We start from the raw sequence: 25,357 nt of genomic DNA, 5'->3' as shown, positions 1-25,357 counted from the left end.
ACCATGGAGAACCCCTACATCCCCCTTCCCGCCCGGATCGACGACATCGTGGTGGAGACCGAGGACGGCAGCCTCAAGACCTTCCGCCTCGTGCTCGAACGGGAGGCCGACCGCACCCGCTGGCGCCACGTCCCCGGCCAGTTCGCCATGCTCTCCCTCGCCGGAAAGGGCGAGATCCCCATCGGCATCGCCTCGGCGCCGGAGGAGACCGGGCACCTTCTCTTCACGGTGAACCGGGCCGGCGTGGTCACCACCGCCCTGCACCGAATGCACCCCGGCGCCCGGATCGGCGTCCGCGGCCCCCTGGGAAACGGCTTTCCCCTGGACGCCCTCAGGGGGAAGAACATCGTCATCATCGCCGGCGGCTTCGCCTTCACCACCCTCCGGGCGGCCCTGGTGCACCTGCTCGCCCACCGCTCGGACTACGGCCGTATCACGGTGATCTATGGGGCGCGCACCCCGGGCATGCTCCTCTACCGGAAGGAATTCGAGGCCTGGGCGGCCCGAGACGACCTTGCCGTCCACGTCACCGTGGACCGGGAGGCCCCCGGCTGGGACGGGCTCGTGGGCTTCGTCCCGGCGGTGGCCGAGCAGGTGGCGCCGCCGCCGGACAACGCCGCCGCCCTGGTCTGCGGCCCCCCCATCATGATCAAGTTCACCATGCCGCCGCTGGAGAAGCTCGGCTGGCGCGACGAGCAGGTCTACCTCTCCCTGGAGAACCGGATGAAGTGCGGGCTCGGGGTCTGCGGCCACTGCACCGTGGGGCCCGCCACCGTCTGCACGGACGGCCCCGTCTTCACCCGGGCCGAGGTCCGGCGGCTGCCCGCCGAGTATTGATCCGGCGGACGTTCGGCGGCTCCGGACCTCACTCCCCGGCGGCTGTCGCCCGGCGCCGCTCCTTCCAGCGCCGGCGCTCCTCCAGGAACCGCTCGCACTGTGCCCGGGAAAAGCCCCGGCACACCTCGGGCCGAGCGGCATAGGCGGCGCACGCCGCGGCCCCTTTCCCCGCCCGGGCAAGAAGCGGGCAGGCCAGGAGCATCCCCTCGCCCGCCCCCACCCGCCGCGCCCCGCACCAGGCCCGGGCGAGGCTGCCGGCGAGGACCGCGGCCCGCCGGGGCGTCATCCCGACCCCGGGCGCCCGGAGGAAGGCCCGGAGCCGCCGGACGTCCGCCGCCCGGGTCTCGATGGTGAAGGCCATGGAGAGGCAGCAGGCCCCGCACCGCCCGCACCCGTCGGGCTCGGGCGGCCGGGCGGCCGCCGCCTCGAGCACGGGGAGCACCCCCAGCCGGAGCAGCGCCGCGTAGTGGAAGAGCACCTCGGGAAGCAGGTAGTCGTCGAGGAGGAGTTCCCAGGGGACCGCCGGGTGCAGCCACCCCTCCCGCTCCCGGAGCAGGCCGGAAAGGCCATAGGCATCGAGGTCGGCGAGGAGGTCCCGGTCGAGCAGCAGGGCGTGGCGGTCGGGGCGGACGAGGCGCCGCCAGAGATCCCGGCCCTCCTCCTGCCAACCGGCAGCCGCCCCCGGCCGATCCGCCCCCACGGCGCCTCCTCCCCTGGCTCCCCCGCCCGGCTCCTGCCTCCCTTGTACAACGTCCCTCCCGCCCGGCACAACCGGAAAGGCCGCGCACGAGACAAAAAGATGGCGTCGTCGAGATGCGCGGGGGGCCGCGGCACTTCGCATGTTCTCGTCATTGCGGCGTACCGTACGCTCCACACCCCGACATCCTTGCGGCTTGCACCTGGCGATCTTTGCTGAGCCATCCACTCAGAGGGCTTTCCCCGGGGCCATCAAAAAAGGGCGGCGGGCAAAGGCCCGTCGCCCTGCGGTCGTGTCGAGAACCGGGACTACTGGATGGTGAAGGTGATGGACTTGAGCACCGTTCCGTCCGGCCCCACGACGTCCACCCGCCACTGGCCGGTCCACCCCTGCCAGATGTTCTTGCTGCTCCAGGTCCGCCAGTTGTTGGACCGGACGGGCAAGGTGATCTCGGCCATCAGCTGGTCGCCGTGGTACCACTTGTGGGTCACCGTGGTCTCTGCCTCGGCCCCGACGATGCGGGTGAAGGCGTAGAGCTTGCCCACGTCGGCGGGGAAGGTCTCGCCCACCCCTTGGGGCATGCGATCCTCGATGAACGTGGCGATGGCGGCATCGTGCACCTGGAGTTCCTGGGCCTGGGCCAGGAAGGGGAGCAAGAACAGCGCCGCCACGACCAGCAACCAGATGAGGCCTCTCGGTTTCATGGATCCACTCTCCTTTTCCGCTTGCGTTGCGTCCTGCCGGGGTCGCCCCAAGGGGCGGGCCGGCCTGTTATTTTATTCTCTGGCCTAGTCGAAAGGCGCCGTTTTGTCAACGGCCGCCCCGACACCTCCCTTTTCGGCCCAGCCGCCCGAAAACCTGAAGCCCCTCGCGCTCCGGCCGGCGCGGCGCGGGGCAACATCCCCTTCATGCGGCGAGCCGGAGGAAGTCCTCCGCCACCAGGATCGGGCCGTCGTAGAACCGGGCACAGGGCGTGACGAGGTCATGGGCGTCGCATTCGGGGTAGAAGTGCGTGAGCACCAGGCGCCCGACCCCGGCCTCGGCCGCCATCCGCCCCGCCTCCGAGGGCGTCAGGTGCCCCTCCACCTTGTGCCCTTCCGGGGCCGCGCACTCGCATACGAAGATGTCCGCCCCGGCGGCCAGCGCCACCAGCTCGGGGCTGACATCCGTGTCGCCCGAAAAGACCACCGACCGCCCCGCCGGCGTCTCCACCCGGTACCCGAGGCTCATGGGCGTGTGGCGCGTGGGCCCGCTGCAAACGCGGAGCGGGCCGAGTTCCGTCTCCGCGGGGCCGGAGACCGGCAGCTCCCGCACCTCGAGCCGGCCCGGGCCCGGCTCCACCCACCGGCCGAAGGCCGCCTGGAGGTGCCCGTAGAAGGCCGAGAAGCCCCGGGCGGCCAGCACCGTGACCGGCGCCTCGCGTTGGTAGCCCGGGGCGTACTTCATGGCGAAGAGGAAGGGAACGAACTCCCCCACATGGTCGGGATGGAGGTGGGTGAAAAGGACGGCATCCACCTGGTCGTGGGCGACGCCCGCCCGCACCAGCTGCCGGAGGGTGCCGGCGGCGGCGTCCACCAGGAGGGTCCGCCCGCCGGCCCGGAGGCAGACCGCCGGCCCGGCCCGGCGGAGGGAGGGAACGCACGTCCCGGATCCGAGGATGATGAGTTCCAGAAGGTCGCCTCCCATGATGGCCTCGTAAGTCCTCTGAGTGGATGGCTCAGCAAAAATCGCCACAAGCAAGGCGCGAGGATGGATAGGCGAGAATCGCCGAGGAGAGGGCGCGACCATCGCGGGGAACGAGGCGTCGCCGGGGACCACGAGGGGCCGAGAGGCTTGAAGCACCACCGTGATTGGTGATTCTCGCGACGCCATCCCCCATGGCCGCGCCCCCGTCAGATAGGTGCCAGCTCGATGTCCCCCCAGGCGCCGAGCCGCCTGCCGACGATCACCAGCCCTCCGGACACCCCGGGGATCCGCTGGAGGAGCGCCAGGGCCGCATCCACGTCGGCAGGGCCGGCGACGCAGTTCGCCGCCGCCGTGGCCGCGGCATCGGCCAGGGCGGCCACGGGCGCCGCCACGGTGACGGCGTGGGCCCGGCCGAAGCTCCGGGAATGGCCGATCCTGCCCGAGGACGTGCAGAGCCCCAAGGGCATCTTTGCCGGGGCGAGGCGCAGCCCCACCCGGCCGCTGAAGGGGGAATCCCCGGCCCAGACCTTCGCCGTGGCGGGGCCGTGGGTCCAGACGAAGAGGTCGCCCCCGTTCTCCACGATGACCTCCCCGCCGGTCTCTTCCCGGAGCCGGCGGCCGACGTACTCGGCGATGGCCCCGGCCACCGCGGCCATGGGCCCCACGCCGGCGGCCGCCCCGGCCCGGATCATCTCCCGGACCACGGGCGGAGCGAAGGGGTCTTCGGGCCACGGCTCCAGGGCTTCGACAAAACCCGGGCGGCGCCGCGCGTAGGTCTCGATGCCGGTCCGGGCCTCGATGATCCACCGCGAGACCGCCTCCGGCACGGGGCGCTCGGCCTGCACGTGGAGGTCCGTCTCGCGGTGGCGCACCCGGAAGGCCGCCAGCCCCGGGCGCCGCATGGCCGCCCGGTAGAAGCGCTCGCCTTCCGCCGGCCCGGCCCGGCCCATCCGGCCTAGCCGGCGCCCGTGCCGGGGTTCACGGTGAGCACCGGCACGGCGGCGGCGCGCACCAGGCGCGCGGCCACGCTGCCGAAGACCACCCAGTCGAGCCCCTTGCGGCCGTGGGTGCCCATGATGACCAGGTCGGCACCGGAGTCGCCGACGGCCGCCAGAAGCTCTTCCGCCACGTCGCCCAGGCGGACCTGGGTGGCCACGGGCAGGCCGCCGAGGCGGTCCGCCACGAAGGCCGCGAGCTTCCGCTCGGCCCCCGCCACGGCGTCGGCCTCGAGGCCAGACAGGGTCTCGGCGGGCACCGACAGCCCGCTCATGTCGGCGAGTTCCGCCACCACGTGGACGGCCAGGACCTCGGCCCCGAAGGCCTCGGCGAAGGCGCGGACCCGCGCCGCCACCGCCTCGGCCCCGGCCGGGTCGGCCAGGTCCACGGGGAAAAGGATCTTCCGGATCTCCACGATACCTCCCGGTCGCGCGCCGGAGTGCCGCCCCCGGCAACGCCTCAGACGAATTCCGCCTCGGCCCGGGGCGGCCGGAGCATGAGCTCCCGAACCGCCTCCCGCGGGTCGAACCCCTCGTGCAGGACCCGGCATACCTGCTCGGTGATGGGCATCTCCACGCCGTGCCGGGCGGCGAGGTCCCTGGCGGCCCGGGAGGTCTTCACCCCTTCGGCCACCATGTTCATGTCGTCGAGGATGGCCTGGAGGGCCTCCCCCCGGCCGAGCCGGAGCCCCACCTGCCGGTTCCGGCTGAGATCCCCGGTACAGGTGAGGACCAGGTCCCCCAGGCCCGCCAGACCGGCGAAGGTCAGGGGATTGGCCCCGAGCCGCACGCCGAGACGGGCCATCTCGGCCAGCCCCCGGGTCACCAGGGCGGCCCGGGTGTTGGTGCCGAACCCGAGGCCGTCGGAGATCCCGGCGGCCACGGCCATGACGTTCTTGAGGGCCCCGCCGAGCTGCACCCCCACCACGTCGGTGCTGGTGTAGACCCGGAAGCTCCCGGTGGCCATGACCTCCTGGACCCAGGCGGCCACCCGGTGGTCCTGGGCCGCCACGGTCACCGCGGTGGGGAGATCGGCGGCCACCTCGCGGGCGAAACTCGGGCCGGAGAGCACCGCCACCCGGGCCCCCGCCTCGGGCGGCAGCTCCTCCTGGAGCACGTCGGTCATGGTCCGGAGGGTCCCGTTCTCGATGCCCTTGGCGGCGGAGACCACGGCCTTCGGGCCGCCCCCCGACAGGTGCGGGGCCAGCGCCCCAGCCACCTCCCGCAGCCCGTGGGAGGGGACCACCACGAGGAGGAGTTCCGCCTCCGCCACGTCGGCGAGGTCCGAGGTGATCACCATCTCGGGCGGGAGCGGAAACCCCGGAAGATAGGAGGCATTTTCCCGGCTGCGGTCGAGCTTGCTGGCGTGAACGGGCCGGCGCGCCCATAGGACCACCTCGTGGCCCTTCCGGGCCAGCAACAGGGCCAAGGCCGTGCCCCAGCTCCCCGCCCCGATGACGCCGACTCGTTTCATCCCTGGTGGACTCGCAACGGGTTCACGCCCCGCCGCGGCCGGGCGGCCACGTGCACGGCGCAAGATCTTCGGGCCCGGCGGCCGGGGAGGTGCCCCGCTGGCGGCACGCCCGCGACCCCGCTCCCCGATGGCCGCGACGCCCTCACGCCTCGTCGTCCTGCTCGGCCAGCCTGGCCACCGCCGCCAGCCGATCCCCGTCGGCCAGCTGGATGAGCCGGACGCCCTGGGTGGACCGGCCGATGGCGCGGATATCCCGCACGGAGAACCGGATGATGTTCCCGCTGGCGCCCACCAGCATGACCTCGTCGCTTTCCTGGACCAGGAGGGCCCCGACGACCTTGCCCGTCTTGGGTCCGACCCTGAAGTTGATGATCCCCTTCCCGCCCCGGGACTGCAGGCGGTACTCCTCCACCGGTGTCCTTTTACCATAGCCCTTTTCGGTCACGGTGAGCAAGGTGGCCTCGTCGGTGCCGTGCACCTCCATGGCCACCACCGCGTCGCCGGGCGCCAGACGGATGCCGCGCACACCGGCCGCCAGCCGGCCCATGGGGCGGACGTCCGTCTCGGGGAAGTGGATGCTCATCCCGTCCCGGGTGCAGAGGAAGATCCGCTCGTCGCCCCCGGTGAGGGCCGCGGCCATGATCTCGTCGCCCTCGTGCACCGTGGCGGCCAGGAGCCCCTTCGGCCGGGGGTGCGAAAAGGCCTCGAGCGGGGTCTTCTTCACCGTGCCCAGCCGGGTCGCCATGACCACGAACTGGCCGGTGTCGAAGGAGCGGACCGGGATCACCGCGGCGATCCGCTCCCCGGCCTCCCGGTCGAGGGGGAGGAGGTTCACCAGGGCCTTTCCGCGGCTCATGCGCCCGGCCTGCGGGATCTCGTAGACCTTGAGCCAGTAGAGCCGCCCGAGGTTGCTGAAGCAGAGGAAGTAGTCGTGGGTGGAGGCCACGAAGAGGTGCGAGACGAAGTCCTCACGCCGGCTGTCCAGCCCGGTGACCCCCTTGCCCCCGCGCCGCTGGCTCCGGTAGAGGCTGAGCGGATTGCGCTTGATGTAGCCGCCGTGGGAGACGGTGACCACCATGTCTTCCTCGACGATGAGGTCCTCGAGGCGGATCTCCTTCGGGTCGCCCACCACCTCGGTCCGGCGGGGGTCGGCGTAGGTCTCTTTCAGGGCCAGGAGTTCCTCCTCCACGATCTCGAGCACCAGGGCGTCGCTGGCCAGGATCTGCCGGAACCGCTCGATGTCCTTGAGGACCTGCGCGTATTCCTCGAGGATCTTCTCCCGCTCCAGGCCGGTGAGCCGCTGGAGCTTCATGTCGAGGATGGCCTGGGCCTGGATCTCGGTGAGCCCGAACCGCTCCATGAGGCCCTCCCGGGCCGCGCGGGGGCTCCGGGAGCCGCGGATGAGGGCCACCACCGCGTCCAGATGGTCCAGGGCCGTCTTGAGGCCCTCCAGGACGTGGGCCCGGGCCTCGGCCTTCCGGAGGTCGTAGGTGGTCCGGCGGATGACGACGCTCCGGCGGTGCTGGATGAAGTGCCCCAGGAGTTCCTTGAGGTTCAGGAGCTCCGGCCGGCCGTTCACGATGGCGAGGAAGATGATCCCGAAGCTCGTCTCCATGGGGGTGTGCTTGTAGAGGTGATTCAGCACCACCTGGGCCACCCCGTCCCGCTTGAGCTCCACCACCACCCGGAGGCCCTCCCGGTCGGACTCGTCCCGGACCTCGGCGATCCCCTCGATCTTCTTGGCGGCGGCCAGCTCTGCGATCCGCTCCACGAGCTTCGCCTTGTTCACCTGGTAGGGGATCTCGGTGATGACGATGTGCTCCCGGTTGCCCTTGGCCTGCTTCTCGATGGTGGCCCGGGCCCGAAGCTTCAGGATGCCCCGGCCCGTCTCGTAGGCCTCCTGGATGCCCCTTCGGCCGCAGATGAAGCCGCCGGTGGGAAAGTCCGGGGCGGGCAGATGGGCCATGAGGTCCGCCACGGTGGCGTTGGGATCCCGGATGAGGGCAACCAGGGCGTCCACCACCTCGCCCAGGTTGTGCGGCGGGATGTTGGTGGCCATCCCCACGGCGATGCCCGCCGAGCCGTTGACCAGGAGGTTGGGCACCTTGGTGGGCAGCACCACCGGCTCCTGGAGGGAGTTGTCGTAGTTGGGCTGGAAGTCCACCGTCTCCTTCTCGAGGTCGGCCATGAGCTCGTGGGCCAGCCGAGTCAGCCGCACCTCGGTGTAGCGCATGGCGGCGGCGGAATCGCCGTCGATGGACCCGAAGTTGCCCTGGCCGTCCACCAAGGGGTAGCGCATGGCGAAGTCCTGGGCCATGCGCACGATGGTGTCGTAGGCCGCCTGATCCCCGTGGGGGTGGTACTTGCCGATGACGTCGCCCACGACCCGGGCCGACTTCTTGTAGGGCTTGTTGTAGTCGTTCTTGAGCTCGTGCATGGCGTAGAGGATCCGCCGGTGCACGGGTTTTAGGCCGTCGCGGACGTCGGGCAGCGCCCGGCCGATGATGACGCTCATGGCGTAGTCCAGGTAGGACCGCCGCAGTTCCTCGGCGATGTCGCGCTGCTGCCTGTGGAAGGTTTCACCCTGCTCGGTCATGCAATCTCTCCTCGCGGCCGGGGGCACACGGCGGGTGCCGGCCCGGGCGGCGGCCCCGGCGGCTTCAGGTCAGGGAGGCCCCCGTGGTGGTCATGGTGAGCTGGCAGTGCTTGATGCCCTTGAGGGCCCGAAGCTTGTCGGCCAGGCGGCGGAGGGCGGCGGCCCCGCCCTTGACGATGGCCACCTCGAGGCAGTTGTGGTGGTCGAGGTGAACATGCTGGGAGGCCACCACCTCCTCGGGGAAGTGGTGCTGGATCTCGAGGATGGCGTCCACCAGCTCCCGCCGGTGGTGGTCGTAGACGTAGGTGATGGTGCCGATGACCTCGCGCCCCTCGGCCTCGAGCTCCCACTCCTGCTCCACGAGCCGCTCGCGGATGAGGTCCCGGATGGCCTCGGACCGGTTCCGGTACTCCCGTTCATCGAGGTACCGGTCGAAGGCCCGAATGAGCTCCCCCGGGATGGAGACCCCGAACCGGACCAGGGCGGGGGACTTCTTGGGGCGGGGCATGGGCGAAGGATCCTTTCCGCGCGGTCGTCGCACCGCCCCAATTAACCACCCTTCGCAAATAAAGTCAATAAGTTATGAAAAGCCCTCCCCGCCCCAAAAAGGCGGGGCGCCCCGCAGGGGCGCCCGCCGTGGCGGCGTTGGCACGGCCGCGTCAGATCTGGGTGATCTCGGGCCGGAGCAGGATGACGAGCTCCCGCTTGTTGTCGTACTTTCGGGTGTTGGTGAAGAGGTAGCGCCCGATGAAGGGGATGTCGCCGAGGAGGGGCACCTTGATGACCTCCGTCCCCGTGGTGTCGTCGATGAGGCCGCCGATCACCAGCAGCTGCCCGTTCTTCACCCGGGCCATGGTGGTCATCTCCCGGAGCTTCACCCGGGGGAGGCCCACCTCGTTCTCGTTCCCCACCTGGCCGAAGGAGCGGTACTCGATGGGCTCCTGGAGCTGGGAGGTCACGGGGGTGATCTGGAGGATCACCTCCTCGTTGTCGGCGATGTTGGCCATCACCGAGAAGCCCAGGCCGGAGAGGACGCTGGCCGTGGTGACCGTGTAGGTGATGATCCGGGTCTCGGGGTCCACGTTGGACTCCACCTTGTCGATGTAGCGGACGCTGTCACCCACGGTGATCATGGCGGGCTGCCCGTTCATGAGGGAGAGCTTCGGATTGGAGAGGACCCGGACGTCCCCGAACTCGTCCAGGAAGTCCACCAGGATCCCGAAGGACTTGGAATCGAGGAAGACGTCGCTGATGAACTTGATCCCCTGGCGCGGGTAGATCTGCCCGAGGTCGCCGAAGTCCACCAAGGCGGCGAAGGCGGAATTCTTGAGGAGCTCGCTCCAGTCGATCCCCTCCTGGTGCTCCTTGTTCAGCCGCACCTCGATGATGCGGGCCTCGATGACCACCTGGCGGGAGAGTTCCGTCTTGAGGTTGGTGATATAGTTGGCCACCTGTTCCTGGATGGAGCGGGGAGCCGTGACCGTCACGATCCCGAGGGGCTTGTCGATGGTGTAGTAGAAGCCCTGGCGGTCGGCGGTGGCCTGCGTCGGCGGGGGTGGCGCGTTGGCGCCGCCCTGCTGCTGGCCCTGGGCCGCGGCGGTCCCCGAGGCCGGGGCGGCCGCCTGGGTGGCCGCCAGCTGGAGCAGCTTGTCGAGGTTCTGCTCCACCGTGGCCCAGAGGTCCACGGAGTCGCCGGAGTGGTTCACCTGGAGCGTCCCCTTCATCACCCCGGAGGCCCCCTCGGCAGCGCCGAGGAGGTCACCGCCCACGTTGCTGCTGTAGTTGGCCTTCACGAAGGGCATGGGGAGGTAGTAGCGCTTGGTCTCCTTGTACTTGACGATGATGGTGTTGCCCTTGTACTCGAAGAAATAGTCCAGCTGGCGCAGGATGTTCGAGATGGCGGTGAAGAAGTCGTCCTCCGCCTTGATGTCGACATCCACCAGGGCCTGCTGGTTCACGTCGCTCGCCCAGCTCACGTTCATGTTCTTGAGCTCGGCCAGCCCCTTGATGAGGTCCCGGAGGACCACGGTGCCGTTTCGGGCCTCGATGTCGGCCCCCACCTTCATCTTGGGGAGCTCTTCCTTGAGGACCACCGGCTCGTTGGGCAGCTCCACGTCCTGGATCTTGTACTGGGGGTTCCAGGCGGCGGGGGCCGCCTCGGCCGGGGCGGCGCCCGCCGCCTGGCCGGCGGCGGCGGGGGCCGGAGGCGCGGCCTTCTGGCCGGAAGCGCCGCAGCCGGCCAGGGCCAGGAGACCGGCCGCGGCCGCCAGCACCAGGAGAACCTTCTTCTCGGGCACCACTCTCATACGGGTATCCATGTCATGCACTCCGCTCTAGGGTGTCGGCCCGCCGGTGTCGTTGGCGGGACCACCGGCCGCCTCGCCGGACTCCAGGACCTGGTCGAGCAGCTCCCGCACCTCGGGCACCGACTCGGCCGGGGGCGGGGCCTCCGCCTCGGGGGCGGCGGGTTCGGCGGCGACGCCGGGAGCCGGGGCGGATTCCGCGGCCGGCGGTGCCGGGGCCGCGGGCGCCTCCGGGGCCGGAGTCGCCTCGGGCGGCGCTTCCGCCGGGGCGGGCGCCGTTTCGGGAACCGCTTCCATGGTCGAGGCCGGCGCCTCGGGCGGCGGCACAGGTGCCTCCTCGGGCGTCGTCACCTCCTCCAGCATCTCGCGGATCTCCGGGACGGCCTCCGCCGGCATCGGGGCCGACTCGGCCGGGGGCGGGGCCTCCGGCGGCCCCTCGGGCACGGGGATCACCTCCGGCGGCGCCACGGGCGGCGGCACGGGGGCCGCCTCCACCGCCTCGCGCTCGCGGCGGGCCGCCTCCTCGGCCTTGAGCCTGGCCAGCTCCGCCTCGGCGTAGCGCCGCATCTTCTCGGGCTGCCGGGCCCCGGCCTTGAGGAAGGCCTCGTATTCCTGGATGGCCCGGCGGGTCTTGCCGAGCCGGGCCAGCAGCCGGGCCTTCATGAGGAGGGTCTCCCCCGTGACCCCGGCGATGGCCTCGTAACGCTCGATGAGCCGGAGGGCGGCCCGGTAGGAGCCCTGCTGCTCGGAGAACACCGCGTAGTTGTAGAGGGCGAAGGGAGAGGGAGAGCGGGTCAGGAGGGCCTTTTCGTAGTAGACCCGGGCCTCGGCCGCCTTGCCCAGCCGGGAGAGGGCCAGGGCCGCGTAGACCGCGGCGCCGGTGTCCACCGGCGAGGCCTTGAGCGCGAGCCGCGCGTAGCGCAGCGCCCCCACGTTGTCCCCGAGGCGGCCGAGGCAGATCGCCGCCAGCTTCTTGGCCAGGGTCACGTTGGTGGGCCACTTCTGGAGGGCCTTGTCGTAGAACCGGACCGCGCGGGAAAACTCGCCGCGCCGCTCCGCCTGCTTGCCCTGGCCGATGTACTTCTGGGCCTCGAGGAGATCGGCGGAGGAGATCCCGGCCTGGAGGGTCCGCTTGATCTCGAGCTGCCGTTCCGGCGCCTTGGCCTCGACCTTGGCCGTGGGTTTCTTCGGGACCGCCTGGATGACCGGCGACCGCACCATGACCTGTCCGCTGGCCCCGGTGGCCTCGTCGGTGGTCCAGTTCAGGGCCTTGCCCCGGGGAAAGATCATGATGGTGTTGAAGCGTTCCTCGCTGCCGAGGTTCTTGAGGTTCTTGATGACGTCCAGAACGAAGGTCCACGGGACATCCTGGAGGGCCAGGGTCAGCGTGCCGCGGACCGACTCGTCCACCACGATGTTCTTGCCGCTGATCTGCCCGAGCAGGCGGAAGACGTTGTGGAGGTCCACCTTGTAGAAGTCCACGCTGATCCGCTTCGCATCGCCGTAGAGCCCCTCGAGCCCGAAGGGCGCGGCCGGCGCGGCGGCCGAGGCCTTCGCCTTGCCGGCGGGCGCGGCCTCGGACTTTTCGGCCGTGGCGTTGGCGGCCGGGGGCTGCTTGAGCTCCGCGAGCCAGTCCGCCACGTCCTTGTTCACGGCGGCGCCCGTCCCGGCCGCCCGGAGGGACCCCGGCCCGCCGAGGGCGAGGAGCGCCAGGAGCCCCGCCAGCATCCACAGCCCTTCATGCCGCTTCTGGCATTTCATCTTCTATTCCTCCGGATATAGCAGCAGGACCCGGTCCATGGGCACCAGTTTCCCCTGGACGTTCTCCACCTTCTCGGTCACCACCACCCGGTCCTTGAGGATACGGGTGACCCGCCCGCCCCGGTAGCCCACGCGGTCGCCCTCCCGCAGGGTATAGCCGACACCGGCGGCGTCCTGGGCCATGGCCAGACGGGTCCCGTCGGCCTCGCGGACGATGGCCACCAGGGTGAGCTGGCCGACGTCGATGCACTCGAGGACCGTGGCGCATTTCTCGGGCTTGGCGCCGGGGCCCGGCCCCTTCTTCGAGCGGGCCGGGGACTTCTGGGGGCCCGTCCCGGCGACCTCCATGAAGGGGCGGAAGGGGTCGGGCTTGCCCGCCGGCGAGAACCGGTAGGCCTCGGGGGCGAGCAGCCGGGCGAGCCGGGCCTCGAGCTCCTTCACCCGCTTGGACGTCGGGACCTTCTGCGCCACCTTGGCCTTCGGCGCCGGGCGGGCCTTTCGCGTGCCCCTTCCCCCGAGGAGGCCCGAAAGCGTGTCACACCCGGCAAGGCCCGGCACCACGGAGATCAACACGGCGCACAGCAGGAAGAGGCGCCGCCCGGCGGGGTGCCCGCCCTCCCCGATGATCTGCTTCAGGACCGCCATGGTTCCGTCATCTCCGCCGCCGGCCCCGCCGGCCCCGCCGGGCCTTGGCCGCGGCCGCCTGTTCTTGTGGGCTCAAGAAACGGTAGGTCACCGCCTGGCACGAGGTATTCAAGACCCAGGTGGCCCCCCGCTGGACCCCCGCATCCTCCCCGGCGCCCCCTCCCGTGGCGCCCCCCGGCGCGCCGGGGGCGCCGGGAGCGCCGGCGGCGGGAGCCGCCCTGCCCCCGGCCTTCCGGCCGCCCTTCATGGGGCCGCCCTCCCCGGTGAGGCTCCAGATCTCGGAACTCGGCGCGGCGCCGCCCATCCGGAGCTCCCGGATGTGCACGATGCGGGCCATCCGGGCCACCCGGTCGAAGAAGGCCAGGGTGTTGAAGAAGGGGCCCCGGAACCGGAGGGAGACGGGGATCTCGGCGTAGAATCCCTTCTTCACCTCCTGCTGGGGCTGGAAGGACTGGAACTCGAGCCGGGCCTCGTTGCCCAGGGAGGAGATCTCGGTCAGGACCGAGGGGATGTCCTTCTGCTCGGGGAGGAGCTTCATGGCCGTGGCGAGGAGCCCCTCCATGGCCTTCACCTCGGCCTCCACCTCGGGCAGGTGCCGCTCCTTTTCCTGGAGGTCGGCGATCTCCTGCCGGAGCTTCGGGATCTCGTCCTTCAAGCCGTCGATCTCTTTCAGGGTGCCGTTCAGGTAGAGCAACCAGAAGGCGGCCAGCGGGACAACCCAGGCGGCGAGCAGGATACCCACCTTGTAGAGGTTCGGCATCCCGTAGACCGCCTGGTAGAAGCTGGCGGGGATGAGGGCGCTGAGACGGGGGACGTTCACCGCTTGCCGCCTCCTTTCTTCGCCCCGGCGGGGACCTTCGGGTCCTGGAGCCCCACGTCCAGGGCGAAGTTCATGAGATCGTGCCCCTTGACATTGACCCGCGAGGTGTTCTTGAGATTCACCGAGGTGAAGTAGGGCGAGGCCTTGAGCCGCCGCATGAAGAGGGCCACCGTGTGGTTGTCCAGGGCCACGCCGCTCATGTTCAGCCGCGTGCCGCTGAGGGTGAGCTGGCGGAGCCAGACGCGGTCCATGGGCATGGTGGAGATGAGCTCGTCGAGGACCCGCACCGTGAAGGAGCGGCCCTGCTGGAGCGACTCGATGGAGGCGAACTTCCGCTCCACCTCCCGCCGCTTGGCCTCGGCCTTCCGCATCTTCTTGGTGACGTAGTCGAGCTTCTGCTTCTCGGCCCGGAGGGCGGCGACATCGCTGCGGTACCCGGCGACCGTGCCCTGGACCGTGATGAACACGGCCACCAGGGCCACCAGGAGGAGGATCTCGCTCAAGAAGAAGATGGAGACCTGCTGGCGCACCACCTCCCGGCGCCGCCATTCCCGAACCGGCAAGAGGTTGATGCGGATCATAGGTCGGCCGTCCTCAGGGCCAGCCCGGTGGCGATGGCCATCTGGGGCCCGACCGCCGCGAGATACCGCGCGTCGACGCCCTTCTCCGCCGAGATGTTGCGCCAGGGCTCGAAGACCTGCACGGGAAGCTTGGCCTCCTGCCCGAGGAACCGGTCGAGACCCTGCATGAGGGCGGTGCCCCCGCTCAGGAGGATCCGGGTCGGCTTCTCCTCGGCCTGGGCGTTGGCCACGAAGAAGTCCACGGCCTTTCGGATCTCCGCCCCCCAGGCACGGCAGACCCGCTGGCAGACCGACGCCGCCTCGGACTGGAGGGCGGCGTCGTTGGTGCCCGAGATCTTGAGCCGCTCCGCCTCCGGGTAGTCCAGGCCGGTGGCCTCCATGATGGCCTCGGTGAGCTGCCGGCCGCCGAAGGCCATGTCCCGGGCGAAGAGCGACTGCCCCTTGGCCACCACGTTCAGGTTGGTCTTGCTGGCCCCGATGTCCACCAGGGCCACCGCCTCGGCCACCTTGCCGTAGGCGTTCTCGAAGGCGTTGCCCATGGCGAAGGCGTCCACGTCCACCACGGCGGGTGTGAGCCCCACGTCCTGGATCACCGTGGCGTAGTCGTCCACCACCTCCTTCTTGGCGGCCACGAGGAAGATCTCGGACTCCGGCTTCTCGCCCTCCCCTGGGCTGCGCAGGATGTAGAAGTCCACGTAGACGTCCTCGATCTCGAAGGGGACGTAGTTCTCCGCCTCGGCCACCAGGTTGTCCTCGATCTCCCGCTCGGTGGCGTAGGGGACGGTGATCCGCTTGACGATCACCGAGTAGCCTGCGATGGAGGTGGCGGCCCGGCGCGTCTTGGGCTGGAGGTTGCCGAGAAGGGCGGTCAGGGATTCCATCACCTCGTCCCGGTCCTGGATGGAACCGTCGGCGATGGCCCCCGGCGGCAGCAAGGCCTTGCCCACCCGCCGCAGCACCAGGCCGCCCCCGGACTCCACGAGTTCCACGAGCTTGATGGAATGCGAACCCACATCAAGGCCGAGGACCCGGGCAGGGCGCCCCTTGAGCTTGCTGGCGAGGGAGGAGAGTTTCATGTCGGCGGATTTAATACCCTATATAATGGTAAAGTGGTCCTGTCCAGTACAAAGCGCCCTTCCGGTTTTACCTCTTCTTCCTTCGGCATCCCCCATAAAACTCTTGAACGGTTCTCGTCAATCGGGACGCATGCAGGCGCATTTCGTCGGGAGCGCGTCTGCAGCCGACTCAATTGTTAGCAAATTACAGACCAAGCAGGTGCTGAAAACGCCGTCAACGCCCCGGTGCCCCTCCCCGGGATTGGCTTTTGGGGGCCCGCAGGGTAAATTCGCGCCATGCCCGAGGCCCCCCGCATCCGGAACTTCTCCATCATCGCCCACATCGACCACGGCAAATCCACCCTCGCCGACCGCCTGCTCGAGGCCACCGGCACCGTTTCCGCCCGCCAGATGAAGGCCCAGTTCCTGGACCGCATGGACATCGAGCGGGAGCGGGGCATCACCATCAAGGCCCAGACGGTCCGCCTCTCCTACCGGGCCGCGGACGGGGAGGCCTACGCCCTCAACCTCATCGACACCCCCGGCCACGTGGACTTCAGCTACGAGGTCTCGCGGAGCCTGGCCGCCTGCGAGGGGGCGCTCCTTGTGGTGGACGCCTCCCAGGGGGTCGAGGCCCAGACCCTCGCCAACGTCTACCTCGCCCTCGAAAACGACCTCGAGATCATCCCCGTGCTCAACAAGATCGACCTCCCCAGTGCCGACCCCGACCGCGTCCGCCGGGAGATCGAGGACATCATCGGCCTCGACGCCTCGGCGGCCATCCTCGCCAGCGCCAAGGAGGGCCTCGGCACCGAAGAGATCCTCGAGGCCGTGGTGCGCCGGATCCCCCCGCCCGGGGGCGACCCGGCCGGTCCGCTTCGGGCCCTGATCTTCGACTCCTGGTTCGACTCCTACCAGGGGGCCGTGGTCCTGGTGCGCGTGGTGGACGGGGCCATCCGGCCCGGCGACCGGATCCGGATGATGTCCACCGGCCAGGAATACGAGGTGAGCCGCGTGGGCCACTTCGCCCCGGATGCCGTAGACCGCGACGTTCTGGGGGCCGGCGACGTCGGATTTTTGACTGCCGCCATCAAGTCGGTGCGCGACACCCGGGTCGGGGACACCATCACCGGGGCCCGGCGGCCCGCCTCGGCGCCCCTGCCCGGCTTCCGCCCGGTGAAGGCCATGGTCTTCTGCGGCCTCTATCCCGTCGACTCCGCCCAGTACGACCAGCTCAAGGAGGCCGTGGAAAAGCTCTGGCTGAACGACCCGGCCTTCTCCTACGAGCCCGAGACCTCCTCCGCGCTGGGCTTCGGCTTCCGGTGCGGATTTCTCGGCCTGCTCCACATGGAGATCATCCAGGAGCGCCTCGAGCGCGAGTTCGAGCTCTCCCTCATCAGCACGGCCCCCGCCGTCCCCTACGAGGTCACGCTCGCGGACGGCACCGTCACGAAGATCCACAACCCGGCCCAGATGCCTCCACCGGACCGGATCGCCCAGGTGGCCGAGCCCTACGTCCGGGCGGAGATCCACCTCCCGAAGGAGTACGTCGGGGCCGTGATGCGCCTCTGCGACGAGAAGCGCGGCACCCAGGCCGGCATGCGCTACCTCACGCCGGACCGGGTGCTGCTCACCTACGAGATGCCCTTCAACGAGATCGTCCTCGACTTCTACGACCGGCTCAAGTCCGCCAGCCGCGGCTACGCCTCCCTGGACTACGATTTCATCGGCTGGCGGCCCGCCGACCTCGTCAAGCTCGACATCCTCATCAACCGCCAGCCCGTGGACGCCCTTTCCGTCATCGTCCACAAGGAGAAGGCCTACTACCGCGGCCGGGACCTGGCCGGGCGCCTCCGGCGGGTGATCCCGCGCCAGCTCTACGAGGTGGTCATCCAGGCCGCCGTGGGCGGCCGCGTCATCGCCCGGGAACGGATCCCCCCGCTCCGGAAGGACGTGACGGCCAAGTGCTACGGGGGCGACATCACCCGGAAGCGAAAGCTCCTCGAGCGGCAGAAGGCCGGCAAGAAGCGCATGAAGCAGGTGGGATCCGTGGAGATCCCCCAGGAGGCCTTCCTGAGCGTCCTGAAGGTCTGATGGCGCCGCAAAAGGTCGCGGGCCGCTGCGTTGCTTCGGATGTTCTCGTCGTGCGGCGTACTTGTAAGTACGCTTCATTCCGCGACATCCCCGCGCCGTGCATTGGCGATTTTTGCTGAGCCGTCCACTCAGAGACCTTTTTACCAGGGCCCCCAAGGTCTGATGGCCGCATATCCCGGCAGGCCCGGGCGAGCCCCCCGCACACCGCCACGCGGCGCCGCCCCCGTTGCCAAGCACCGGTTCCGGGAATAAGATGCCGGCCATGGCCTTCTTCCGCGGCAAATCCGGCCAGTGGTCCGCCGCCGGCGGCGTCTTCTGGGAGTATGCCCAGGCGATCCTCATCGCCCTGGTGCTCGCCCTCTTCATCCGCACCTTCGTGATCCAGGCCTTCCAGATCCCCTCCGGGTCCATGGAACGGACCCTGCTCGTGGGCGACCACATCCTGGTCAACAAGTTCGCCTACGGGGTCCGCAACCCCTTCACCCGGGCGACGTGGATCCCGGGGCACCCGCCGCAACGGGGCGACGTCATCGTCTTCGTCTATCCCCTCGACCGCGACAAGGACTACATCAAGCGGGTCATCGGCGTGCCCGGCGACCGGGTCCAGGTCATCAACAAGCGCGTGTACGTGAACGGCGCCCCCTTCCCGGACCCCCCGGGGGTCCAGTACGACGAGGGCCCGGTCCTCGCCCCGCGCCGGGACAACTTCGGCCCCGTGGTGGTCCCCGAGGGGCACCTCTTCGTCATGGGCGACAACCGCGACCACAGCGCCGACAGCCGCTTCTGGGGCTTCGTGCCCATCCGGGACGTCCTCGGAAAGGCCGTCCTCATCTACTGGTCGTGCCCCAACCCCACCGGGGTCCCGGTCCTCGGCTGCTTCGCCTACATGGCCCACAACTGGGACGACTTCGTCTCGCGCCTCCACCGCATCGGGGACCGCATCCGCTAGCCCGCCGGCCGCCTTGACGAGCGCCGCCGGGCTGTGCTACTGCTGAAGATCATGATCGCCGCGCCGGCCTCCGCCCACCGCTTGCCGTCCCCGACGGCGGATTCCTTCCTCCTCCACGGAGGATTTTTTTTGGCGTGAACCCCTTCGGCCACCGCCATATCCTGGGCATCTCCCAGCTCGCCCCCGGGGACATCACCACGATCCTCGACACCGCCGATTCCCTCAAGGAGATCCTCGACCGCCCCATCAAGAAGGTGCCCCCGCTCCGGGGCCGCACGGTGGTCCACCTCTTCCTCGAGCCGAGCACCCGGACCCGTCTCTCCTTCGAGATGGCGGCGAAACGCCTGAGCGCCGACACCGTGGGGATCTCCGCCGCCACCAGCAGCCTCGTCAAGGGGGAGACCCTGGTGGACACGGCCCGCAACATCGAGGCCATGCGCCCCGACGTCCTGGTCCTGCGCCACCCCGCCTCCGGCGCCCCCCACCTCATGGCCCGGCACGTGGACGCCGCCGTGATCAACGCCGGCGACGGCACCAACGAGCACCCCACCCAGGCCCTCCTGGACCTCATGACCGTCCGGGAGCGCCTGGGCCGCCTCCAGGGCCTCCGGGTCGCCATCGTCGGCGACATCGCCCACAGCCGCGTGGCCCGCTCCGACATCCTGGCCTTCTCCAAGATGGGCGCCGAGGTGGTCATCTGCGGCCCGGCCACCCTGCTCCCCCCGGACCCCGCCGCCCTGGGCGCCAGGGTGACGCTCCGAATGGAAGAGGCCCTGGAGGGGGCGGACGTCGTCATCATGCTGCGCATCCAGCGGGAGCGCATGGGGCAGAATCTGCTGCCCTCCCTCCGCGAGTACGCCGCCCGCTACGGCCTGGACCGCCGGCGGGCGGCGCTGGCCAAGCCCGGCGCCCTGGTCCTCCACCCGGGCCCCCTGAACCGGGGGGTGGAGATCAGCCCGGAGGTGGCCGACGGCCCCTGCTCCGTGATCCTCGACCAGGTGACCAACGGGGTCGCCGTGCGCATGGCCCTGCTCTCGCTCCTGGTGCGGGAGGGATGAACCGCCCGTGAAGCCCGTCCTGCTCAGAAACGCCCGGCTCCTCGACCCGGCCTCGAACCTGGACGAGGCCGGGGACCTCCTGGTGGCCGACGGGCGCATCGCCGCCCTGGGCCGGGGCATCCCCCCGCCCGAGGGCGCCATCGTGACGGACCTTTCGGGCGCCTGGCTCGGCCCCGGCCTCGTGGACATGCACGTCCACCTCCGGGAACCCGGCGAGGAATACAAGGAGACCATCGCCACGGGCACGGCGGCGGCCGCCGCCGGCGGCTTCACCGCCGTGGCCGCCATGCCCAACACCCGCCCCCCCAACGACTCCGCCGCCGTCACCCGGTTCATCCTCGACCGGGCCGCGGCCGCGGGGAGCGCCCGGGTCCACCCCGTGGCCGCCGTCACCCGCGGCCAGGCGGGGAAGGAGCTCACCGAGTTCTTCGACCTCCTGGACGCCGGCGCCGTGGCCTTCTCCGACGACGGCCGCCCCGTGGAGAGCCCCGAAATGATGCGGCGGGCCCTGGAATACGCCCGGAGCGCCGGCGCACTCGTCATCTCCCACGCCGAGGAACCGGCGCTCGCCACCGGGGTAATGAACGAGGGCCGGGTCTCCACCCTCCTGGGCCTTGCCGGCACCCCGGCCGCGGCCGAGGAAGTCGCCGTCTTCCGGGATGTCCGCCTCGCCGCCCTCACCGGGGCCCGCCTCCACGTGGCCCACGTCTCCACGGCGGGGGCCGTGGAGATCCTCCGCCGGGCCAAGGAGGCGGGTATCGCCGTGACCGCCGAGACCGCTCCCCACTACTTCTCCCTCACCGAGGAGGCGGTGGCCGGCTACAACACCCTGGCCAAGATGAACCCCCCGCTCCGGACCGAGGCCGACCGGGAGGCCGTCATCCAGGGCCTCCGCGACGGCACCCTCGACGCCATCGCCACGGACCACGCCCCCCACAGCGTCCTCGAGAAGGAGTGCGAGTTCGCCCTGGCCGCCAACGGCGTCATCGGCCTCGAGACCGCCGTCCCCCTGGCCCTCGACCTGGTGCGCGCGGACGCCCTCTCCCCCCTCGACCTCTTCCGGTTCCTGTCCACGGCGCCGGCCCGCATCCTCGGCATCGAGGGCGGGAGCCTCCAGGTGGGCGCCCCCGCGGACCTGTGCGCCATCGACCCTGATCGGCCCTTCGCGGTGATCCCCGAAAACCTCCGCTCCCGCAGCCACAACACCCCCTTCCTCGGCCGCACCCTCACCGGCCGGGCCGTACTCACGCTCCTCGCCGGGACCCCCGTCCACGATCTCGACGGCCGCCTCGCCCCCGCCGCCCGCTAAACCCCCCCGCCCCCGCGGTCGATGAGTAAGGGTGGAGCATCCGTCCCATGGCATTACCGGAGAAAACGGCCCAGCCGCCCGAGCGCGAGGCCCGGCCCGTCATCCTCATCGTGGACGACGACCGCAGCCTCAGGGAGTTCCTGGAAATCCTCTTCGCCAAGGAGGGGTACGAGGTCCTGTGCGCGGCCAGCGGCGAGGCCGCCCTGGATCTACTCGGCCGGCGCCGGGTGAACGTGGTCCTGAGCGACGTCCGGATGCCCGGGATGGACGGCGTCGACCTGCTCCGGCGCATCAAGGCGCGGACCCCCGACGTCCCCGTCATCCTCATCACCGCCTTCGCCTCCATGGACTCCGCCGTGGCGGCCATGAAGGAGGGGGCCTTCGACTACCTGACGAAGCCCTTCCGCATCGACGAGATCCGCGAGGTGGTGGCCCAGGCCCTCGCCGCCGGCCCCGCCCCGGCAGACCCGGGCGAGGAGGCGGCCGCCGCCGAGTCCCCGGACAAGGTCCACCGCCTGGACCGCATGGTGGCCCGGAGCCCCGCCATGCTGAAGATCTTCCAGATGGTCCCCAAGGTGGCGGCCTCCACCTCCAGCGTCCTCATCACCGGCGAGAGCGGCACCGGCAAGGAACTCGTGGCCCGGGCCATCCACAACCTCGGCCCCAGGAAGGACCGCCCCTTCGTGGTGGTCAACTGCGCCGGCATCCCCGAGAACCTCCTCGAGAGCGAGCTCTTCGGCCACACCCGAGGGGCCTTCACCGGCGCCGAGCACGAAAAGAAGGGCCTCTTCGCCACCGCCCACGGCGGCACCATCTTTCTCGACGAGATCGGTGAACTGCCCCTCACCCTCCAGGTGAAGCTCCTCCGGGTGGTCCAGGAACGGGCCTTCACCCCCCTCGGCAGCACCCGGGAGGTCCGGGTGGACGTCCGGATCGTGGCGGCCACCAACCGCTCCCTGGAAGACGAGGTCATGGAGGGGCGCTTCCGGGAGGACCTCTACTACCGCCTGAACGTCATCACCCTCCACATCCCCCCCCTTCGGGAACGGCCCGAGGACATCCCGCTCCTGGTCCAGTACTTCCTGGACCGGTATGCCACCGAGCAGGGGAAGACCGTCCAGGGCATCTCGAGCTATGCCATGGACGCCCTGGTGAACTATCCCTTCCCCGGCAACGTCCGGGAGCTCGAGAACATCATCGAACGCAGCGTCGCGCTCTCCGCCTCGAACCTCATCCTCCCGGAGAGCCTCTCCCTGGCCCGGTTCAAGGAACGCCAGGGCCGCCGGGGCCCCGCCGCCGGGCCGGAACCGGAGCTGCCCCCGGAGGGCCTGGACCTCGACGCCTACCTGGGGGCCGTGGAACGGACCCTGCTCGAAAAGGCCCTGGAGCGGACCGGCGGGGTCAAGACCGAGGCGGCGAAGCTGCTCGGGTTGAACTTCCGCTCCTTCCGCTACCGCCTGGCGAAGTACGGACTCTGAACGATGCCCGACCCGCGCCTCTTGCCCTGGATCACCGCCGGCCGCCTCGCCCTCCTGGGGCTCCTGGCCGCCTTCGTCCTCTCCTGGCCCTCGGCGGCCCCCGGGACCGGCACCTTCGTCGCCGGGCTCTACGGGCTCGGGGTCGCGGCCCTGGCGGCCTCCGCCCTCTTCTTCGCCTGGGCCGCCTGGCGCCGGTACATCCGGGCCCTGGTCTGGACCCAGGTGGTCTCCGACGTGGTCCTCGTCACCCTCCTGGTCCTCTGGACGGGGCGGGCGGAAAGCCCTCTCACCTTCCTCTACCCGGTGGCCATCATCACCGCCTGCCTCCTGGGCGGCCGGGCCGGGGGCACCACGTCGGCGGTGCTCTCGACGATCACCTTCGCCCTCCTCTACTGGCCCCCCCGGCCCGGCCCCGGGCTCCCGGAGCGGGCCTTCACCTTCTTTCTCAACATGGCGGCCTTCAACCTCACCGCCGCCCTGGGGATCGCCCTCGCCCAGCGGCTGCGCTCCGCCCAGCAGGAGCTGTCCGAGGCGAGGGTGGACCTGCGCCGCATGGAACAGATCCAGCGGCACCTGGCCCGTAACCTCCGTTCCGGCGTGGTCACGGTGGACGACGCAGGGCGGCTGACCTCCTTCAACCAGGCCGCCGTGGACATCCTGGGGCCGGGGCTCTACGAGGCCTACGGGCACCCGCTGGAGACCGCCTGGCCCGAGGGGGCGCGCCTCCTCGCCGAGGTCGCGCCCGAGGTCGCCGCCGGGGGGCAGCACCGGTACGAGATCCGACAGGCCACCCCCGCCGGCGAGCGTTGCCTCGGGGTGGCCGCCTTTCCCCTCTCCGACGAGGCCGACCGCCCCCTCGGCCACGGGCTCATCTTCCAAGACATCACCGAGCTCAAGAACCGCCAGCGACACCTCGAGTACATGAACCGCCTCGCCGCCCTGGGCGAGATGGCCGCGGGGCTGGCCCACGAGATCCGAAACCCCCTGGCCTCCCTGTCGGGCTCGGTCCAGTTCCTGTCCGAGTCGGGCGGCATCCCGGACGAGGCCCGGCGCCTCCTCGACATCGTCGGCCGCGAGTGCGAGCGCCTCGACCGCCTGGTGGAGAGCTTCCTCCTCTTCGCGAGGCCGGAACGGAAGGAAGGGCAGCCGGTCTCCCTCCGGGAAGAGGTGGAACGGACCCTGGCACTCCTGGCCCGCCGCCCGGAACTGCCCCGGGCCGAGCTCACCGTCTCGGTGCCGGACGGCTCCTGCCTCCACATGGACCCGGGGGAACTGCGCCAGATCCTCTTCAACGTCATCCTGAACGCCTACCAGGCGCTGCCCCCCGAGGGGGGCCGGATCTCCATCTCCGTGGCGCACGAAGCGGACCGCCACGTCCTCACCGTCTCGGACAACGGCGCCGGGATCCGCCGGGAGGACCTCCCCCACATCTTCGACCCCTTCTTCACCACCGTCCCCGAGCGGAGCGGACTCGGTCTCTCCGTGGTCCAGCGCCTCGTCCTCGACGCCGGCGGCGAGGTAGAGGCGCGGTCCGAGCCCGGCCGGGGCACCACCTTCGTGGTCCGGATGCCCGCGCGCCCCTGCCCGCCCAAGGGGCCAGGCGCCCCCGGCCCGATTGACGCCGCCCCCGCCGGGTGATAGACAAGAACCAGGTGGACCCGCGCGGCGGGTCCAGGATGGCCGTGGCGCCATCGAAGCGGGGACCGGCACGTCCCCGGCCCCCGGGCCCTTTCCCTGGACGCCGGAGGCCGCCCCCATGAAGAGCCTCGAAGACCTCCCCATCGACGAGGGCTTCCTCTCCGAGATCCTCAACGCCGTCCCCTCCGGGATCTTCGTCACCGACCTCGAGCACAACATCGTGATGATCAACAAGGCCGGCGCCGAGCTCGTCGGCCGCTCGCCCGGGGACTGCTTCGACCGCAAGTGCTACGACATCTTCAACACCCCCATGTGCCAGACCGAGAACTGCACTTGCCGCGTGGCGGTGGAGACCCAGGCCGTGAACCAGGGCCAGACCACCCTCCACCTGCCCGACGGCCGCGAGGTCCCCATCGAATACGCCAGCCGGCCGCTCCGGAACTTCGAGGGAAAGGTCGTCGGCTGCGTCGAGCACTACATCGACATCTCCGACCGGCTCGAACAGGAGCGGTCCCTCCTCGAGCAGCAGGAGGAACTCCTCCGGAAACAGGAAGCGGACATCCGCCACCTCCAGGACGAGATCCTCGAGCTCTCCACCCCGGTCCTCGAGGTCTGGGACGGGGTCCTGGCCCTCCCCCTGGTGGGGACCCTCGACAGCCGCCGGGCCAAGATCGCCATGGAGCGACTCCTCGAGGGCATCGAGCGGACCCGGGCGCCCTTCGTCATCCTCGACATCACGGGGGTGCCCGCCGTGGACGCGGAGGTGGCCAACCACCTCCTCCAGACCGTGGACGCCGCCCGCCTCATGGGGAGCCGGGCCGTGCTCACGGGGGTCTCGCCCCACATCGCCCGGACCATGGCCCGCCTGGGGGTCGACATGGCCAACATCACGGTGCGCGGGCGCATGGCCGACGCCCTGCACATGGCCATCCGCCGCCTGCGGCGCCAGGCCGGGGAGGAGGCGCCCCCGGGGCCGGGCGCACCGCCTGCACCCGAGCCATGACCGCCTTCCCGGCCCCGCCGGAGCCCTATTCCGTGATCTCCCTCGGCGCGGTGCTCCTCGTCACCCTGGACGAGGACATCGATGATGCCAGCGTGGCCCGGCTCATGGAGCTCTTGGCGAACGAGGTCCGCCGGACCGGGGCGCGGGGCGTGGTCTTCGACCTCCACCAGGTGGAGGTGGTGGATTCCTACCTGGCCGGCCACCTCGAGTCCCTGGCGGCCCTCGCCCGCAACCTGGACGCCCGGGCCGTGGTGGCCGGGCTCGGCGTCCCCACCGTGCTCACGGTCCTGGACTTCGGGATCCGGATGACCGGGCTCGAGTTCGCCCTGGACGTCCAGGACGCCGTGGCGCGGTTCGGCGTCCGGGTGACGGCCTGAG

The 25,357-nt window shown here is 70.7% G+C and carries 23 protein-coding genes; 9 read left to right on the top strand and 14 right to left on the bottom strand.

The window, feature by feature from the left end:
- Positions 1-3 precede the first annotated feature (3 nt).
- Positions 4-837 (top strand): FAD/NAD(P)-binding protein, encoded by an 834-nt coding sequence (locus HCU62_RS00665; protein WP_163299967.1) that lies wholly within the window; start codon positions 4-6, stop codon positions 835-837.
- Between the two features lie 28 nt (positions 838-865).
- Here HCU62_RS00665 and HCU62_RS12400 read toward each other — a convergent pair whose 3' ends face one another.
- The 14 genes from HCU62_RS12400 to pilM all read right to left on the bottom strand — a co-directional run bounded on the left by HCU62_RS12400 (position 866) and on the right by pilM (position 15,471).
- Positions 866-1,537, bottom strand: a complete 672-nt coding sequence (locus HCU62_RS12400; RefSeq protein WP_169755344.1) for a YkgJ family cysteine cluster protein — start codon at positions 1,535-1,537, stop codon at positions 866-868.
- A gap of 305 nt (positions 1,538-1,842) precedes the next feature.
- Complete coding sequence (locus HCU62_RS00655; protein ID WP_163298873.1) at positions 1,843-2,238, bottom strand: DUF2914 domain-containing protein; 396 nt, start codon at positions 2,236-2,238, stop codon at positions 1,843-1,845.
- Positions 2,239-2,440: 202 nt separating this feature from the next.
- Entirely contained in the window at positions 2,441-3,220 is a 780-nt protein-coding gene (locus tag HCU62_RS00650; protein ID WP_163298874.1) for an MBL fold metallo-hydrolase, read from the bottom strand.
- Positions 3,221-3,426: 206 nt separating this feature from the next.
- Entirely contained in the window at positions 3,427-4,170 is a 744-nt protein-coding gene (locus HCU62_RS00645) for a UPF0280 family protein (RefSeq protein WP_246325161.1), read from the bottom strand.
- Between the two features lie 5 nt (positions 4,171-4,175).
- Positions 4,176-4,631: a universal stress protein gene (locus tag HCU62_RS00640; RefSeq protein ID WP_163298875.1), complete on the bottom strand. Its 456-nt coding sequence runs from the start codon at positions 4,629-4,631 to the stop codon at positions 4,176-4,178.
- Between the two features lie 44 nt (positions 4,632-4,675).
- The gene (locus HCU62_RS00635) at positions 4,676-5,689 is read right to left on the bottom strand and encodes an NAD(P)H-dependent glycerol-3-phosphate dehydrogenase (protein WP_163298876.1); all 1,014 of its coding nucleotides are present in this window, start codon (positions 5,687-5,689) and stop codon (positions 4,676-4,678) included.
- 142 nt (positions 5,690-5,831) lie between these two features.
- Positions 5,832-8,285 carry a DNA gyrase subunit A gene (gene gyrA / locus HCU62_RS00630; protein WP_163298877.1) on the bottom strand — a complete coding sequence of 818 codons (2,454 nt, stop codon included), beginning with the start codon at positions 8,283-8,285 and terminating at the stop codon, positions 5,832-5,834.
- Positions 8,286-8,349: 64 nt separating this feature from the next.
- On the bottom strand, positions 8,350-8,793 hold the full coding sequence (nikR, locus tag HCU62_RS00625) for a nickel-responsive transcriptional regulator NikR (protein ID WP_163298878.1): 444 nt from the start codon (positions 8,791-8,793) through the stop codon (positions 8,350-8,352).
- Between the two features lie 151 nt (positions 8,794-8,944).
- Positions 8,945-10,603, bottom strand: a complete 1,659-nt coding sequence (gene mshL, locus HCU62_RS00620; RefSeq protein ID WP_163298879.1) for a pilus (MSHA type) biogenesis protein MshL — start codon at positions 10,601-10,603, stop codon at positions 8,945-8,947.
- A gap of 15 nt (positions 10,604-10,618) precedes the next feature.
- Entirely contained in the window at positions 10,619-12,349 is a 1,731-nt protein-coding gene (locus tag HCU62_RS00615) for a tetratricopeptide repeat protein (RefSeq protein ID WP_169755343.1), read from the bottom strand.
- 3 nt (positions 12,350-12,352) lie between these two features.
- Complete coding sequence (locus HCU62_RS00610) at positions 12,353-12,994, bottom strand: pilus assembly protein PilP (protein ID WP_163298881.1); 642 nt, start codon at positions 12,992-12,994, stop codon at positions 12,353-12,355.
- Between the two features lie 7 nt (positions 12,995-13,001).
- Positions 13,002-13,814, bottom strand: a complete 813-nt coding sequence (locus HCU62_RS00605; RefSeq protein ID WP_169755342.1) for a type 4a pilus biogenesis protein PilO — start codon at positions 13,812-13,814, stop codon at positions 13,002-13,004.
- Entirely contained in the window at positions 13,811-14,395 is a 585-nt protein-coding gene (locus tag HCU62_RS00600) for a PilN domain-containing protein (protein ID WP_163299319.1), read from the bottom strand. Before HCU62_RS00600 ends, HCU62_RS00605 begins: the two co-directional genes overlap by 4 nt.
- Positions 14,392-15,471, bottom strand: coding sequence for a type IV pilus assembly protein PilM (gene pilM, locus HCU62_RS00595; protein WP_163299318.1), 1,080 nt, complete (start codon positions 15,469-15,471; stop codon positions 14,392-14,394). The genes HCU62_RS00600 and pilM overlap by 4 nt, the downstream gene beginning before the upstream one ends.
- Before the next feature lie 276 nt (positions 15,472-15,747).
- On the opposite strand from pilM, the gene lepA reads away from it, so the two are divergent.
- From lepA to HCU62_RS00555, 8 genes are all read left to right on the top strand, one after another.
- Positions 15,748-17,544, top strand: coding sequence for a translation elongation factor 4 (lepA, locus tag HCU62_RS00590; RefSeq protein WP_163299317.1), 1,797 nt, complete (start codon positions 15,748-15,750; stop codon positions 17,542-17,544).
- A gap of 262 nt (positions 17,545-17,806) precedes the next feature.
- Entirely contained in the window at positions 17,807-18,493 is a 687-nt protein-coding gene (gene lepB / locus HCU62_RS00585) for a signal peptidase I (RefSeq protein ID WP_169755341.1), read from the top strand.
- A 134-nt stretch (positions 18,494-18,627) separates the two neighbouring features.
- On the top strand, positions 18,628-19,551 hold the full coding sequence (locus tag HCU62_RS00580; RefSeq protein ID WP_309474833.1) for an aspartate carbamoyltransferase catalytic subunit: 924 nt from the start codon (positions 18,628-18,630) through the stop codon (positions 19,549-19,551).
- Positions 19,552-19,558: 7 nt separating this feature from the next.
- Positions 19,559-20,860: a dihydroorotase gene (locus HCU62_RS00575; protein WP_169755340.1), complete on the top strand. Its 1,302-nt coding sequence runs from the start codon at positions 19,559-19,561 to the stop codon at positions 20,858-20,860.
- Positions 20,861-20,907: 47 nt separating this feature from the next.
- Positions 20,908-22,338: a sigma-54-dependent transcriptional regulator gene (locus tag HCU62_RS00570; RefSeq protein ID WP_163299277.1), complete on the top strand. Its 1,431-nt coding sequence runs from the start codon at positions 20,908-20,910 to the stop codon at positions 22,336-22,338.
- A 21-nt stretch (positions 22,339-22,359) separates the two neighbouring features.
- A complete protein-coding gene (locus HCU62_RS00565) occupies positions 22,360-23,976 on the top strand; it encodes a two-component system sensor histidine kinase NtrB (protein ID WP_169755339.1) in 1,617 nt (538 codons plus the stop codon).
- 118 nt (positions 23,977-24,094) lie between these two features.
- On the top strand, positions 24,095-24,979 hold the full coding sequence (locus tag HCU62_RS00560; protein ID WP_163299279.1) for a PAS domain-containing protein: 885 nt from the start codon (positions 24,095-24,097) through the stop codon (positions 24,977-24,979).
- Complete coding sequence (locus tag HCU62_RS00555) at positions 24,976-25,356, top strand: STAS domain-containing protein (protein ID WP_169755338.1); 381 nt, start codon at positions 24,976-24,978, stop codon at positions 25,354-25,356. The genes HCU62_RS00560 and HCU62_RS00555 overlap by 4 nt, the downstream gene beginning before the upstream one ends.
- Position 25,357: the final 1 nt, after the last annotated feature.

It is taken from the genome of Dissulfurirhabdus thermomarina, assembly GCF_012979235.1.
In the GTDB taxonomy this organism is placed as follows: Bacteria; Desulfobacterota; Dissulfuribacteria; order Dissulfuribacterales; family Dissulfurirhabdaceae; genus Dissulfurirhabdus; species Dissulfurirhabdus thermomarina.
This window is presented reverse-complemented; position numbering and strand designations above follow the sequence as displayed.

Coding starts and splice junctions, on each gene's coding strand:
- HCU62_RS00665 (WP_163299967.1), top strand. CDS start 4: ATGGAGAACCCCTACATCCCCCTTCCCGCCCGGATCGACGACATCGTG.
- HCU62_RS00655 (WP_163298873.1), bottom strand. CDS start 2,238: ATGAAACCGAGAGGCCTCATCTGGTTGCTGGTCGTGGCGGCGCTGTTC.
- HCU62_RS00650 (WP_163298874.1), bottom strand. CDS start 3,220: ATGGGAGGCGACCTTCTGGAACTCATCATCCTCGGATCCGGGACGTGC.
- HCU62_RS00645 (WP_246325161.1), bottom strand. CDS start 4,170: ATGGGCCGGGCCGGGCCGGCGGAAGGCGAGCGCTTCTACCGGGCGGCC.
- HCU62_RS00635 (WP_163298876.1), bottom strand. CDS start 5,689: ATGAAACGAGTCGGCGTCATCGGGGCGGGGAGCTGGGGCACGGCCTTG.
- gyrA (WP_163298877.1), bottom strand. CDS start 8,285: ATGACCGAGCAGGGTGAAACCTTCCACAGGCAGCAGCGCGACATCGCC.
- nikR (WP_163298878.1), bottom strand. CDS start 8,793: ATGCCCCGCCCCAAGAAGTCCCCCGCCCTGGTCCGGTTCGGGGTCTCC.
- mshL (WP_163298879.1), bottom strand. CDS start 10,603: ATGGATACCCGTATGAGAGTGGTGCCCGAGAAGAAGGTTCTCCTGGTG.
- HCU62_RS00615 (WP_169755343.1), bottom strand. CDS start 12,349: ATGAAATGCCAGAAGCGGCATGAAGGGCTGTGGATGCTGGCGGGGCTC.
- HCU62_RS00610 (WP_163298881.1), bottom strand. CDS start 12,994: ATGGCGGTCCTGAAGCAGATCATCGGGGAGGGCGGGCACCCCGCCGGG.
- HCU62_RS00600 (WP_163299319.1), bottom strand. CDS start 14,395: ATGATCCGCATCAACCTCTTGCCGGTTCGGGAATGGCGGCGCCGGGAG.
- pilM (WP_163299318.1), bottom strand. CDS start 15,471: ATGAAACTCTCCTCCCTCGCCAGCAAGCTCAAGGGGCGCCCTGCCCGG.
- lepA (WP_163299317.1), top strand. CDS start 15,748: ATGCCCGAGGCCCCCCGCATCCGGAACTTCTCCATCATCGCCCACATC.
- lepB (WP_169755341.1), top strand. CDS start 17,807: ATGGCCTTCTTCCGCGGCAAATCCGGCCAGTGGTCCGCCGCCGGCGGC.
- HCU62_RS00570 (WP_163299277.1), top strand. CDS start 20,908: ATGGCATTACCGGAGAAAACGGCCCAGCCGCCCGAGCGCGAGGCCCGG.
- HCU62_RS00560 (WP_163299279.1), top strand. CDS start 24,095: ATGAAGAGCCTCGAAGACCTCCCCATCGACGAGGGCTTCCTCTCCGAG.
- HCU62_RS00555 (WP_169755338.1), top strand. CDS start 24,976: ATGACCGCCTTCCCGGCCCCGCCGGAGCCCTATTCCGTGATCTCCCTC.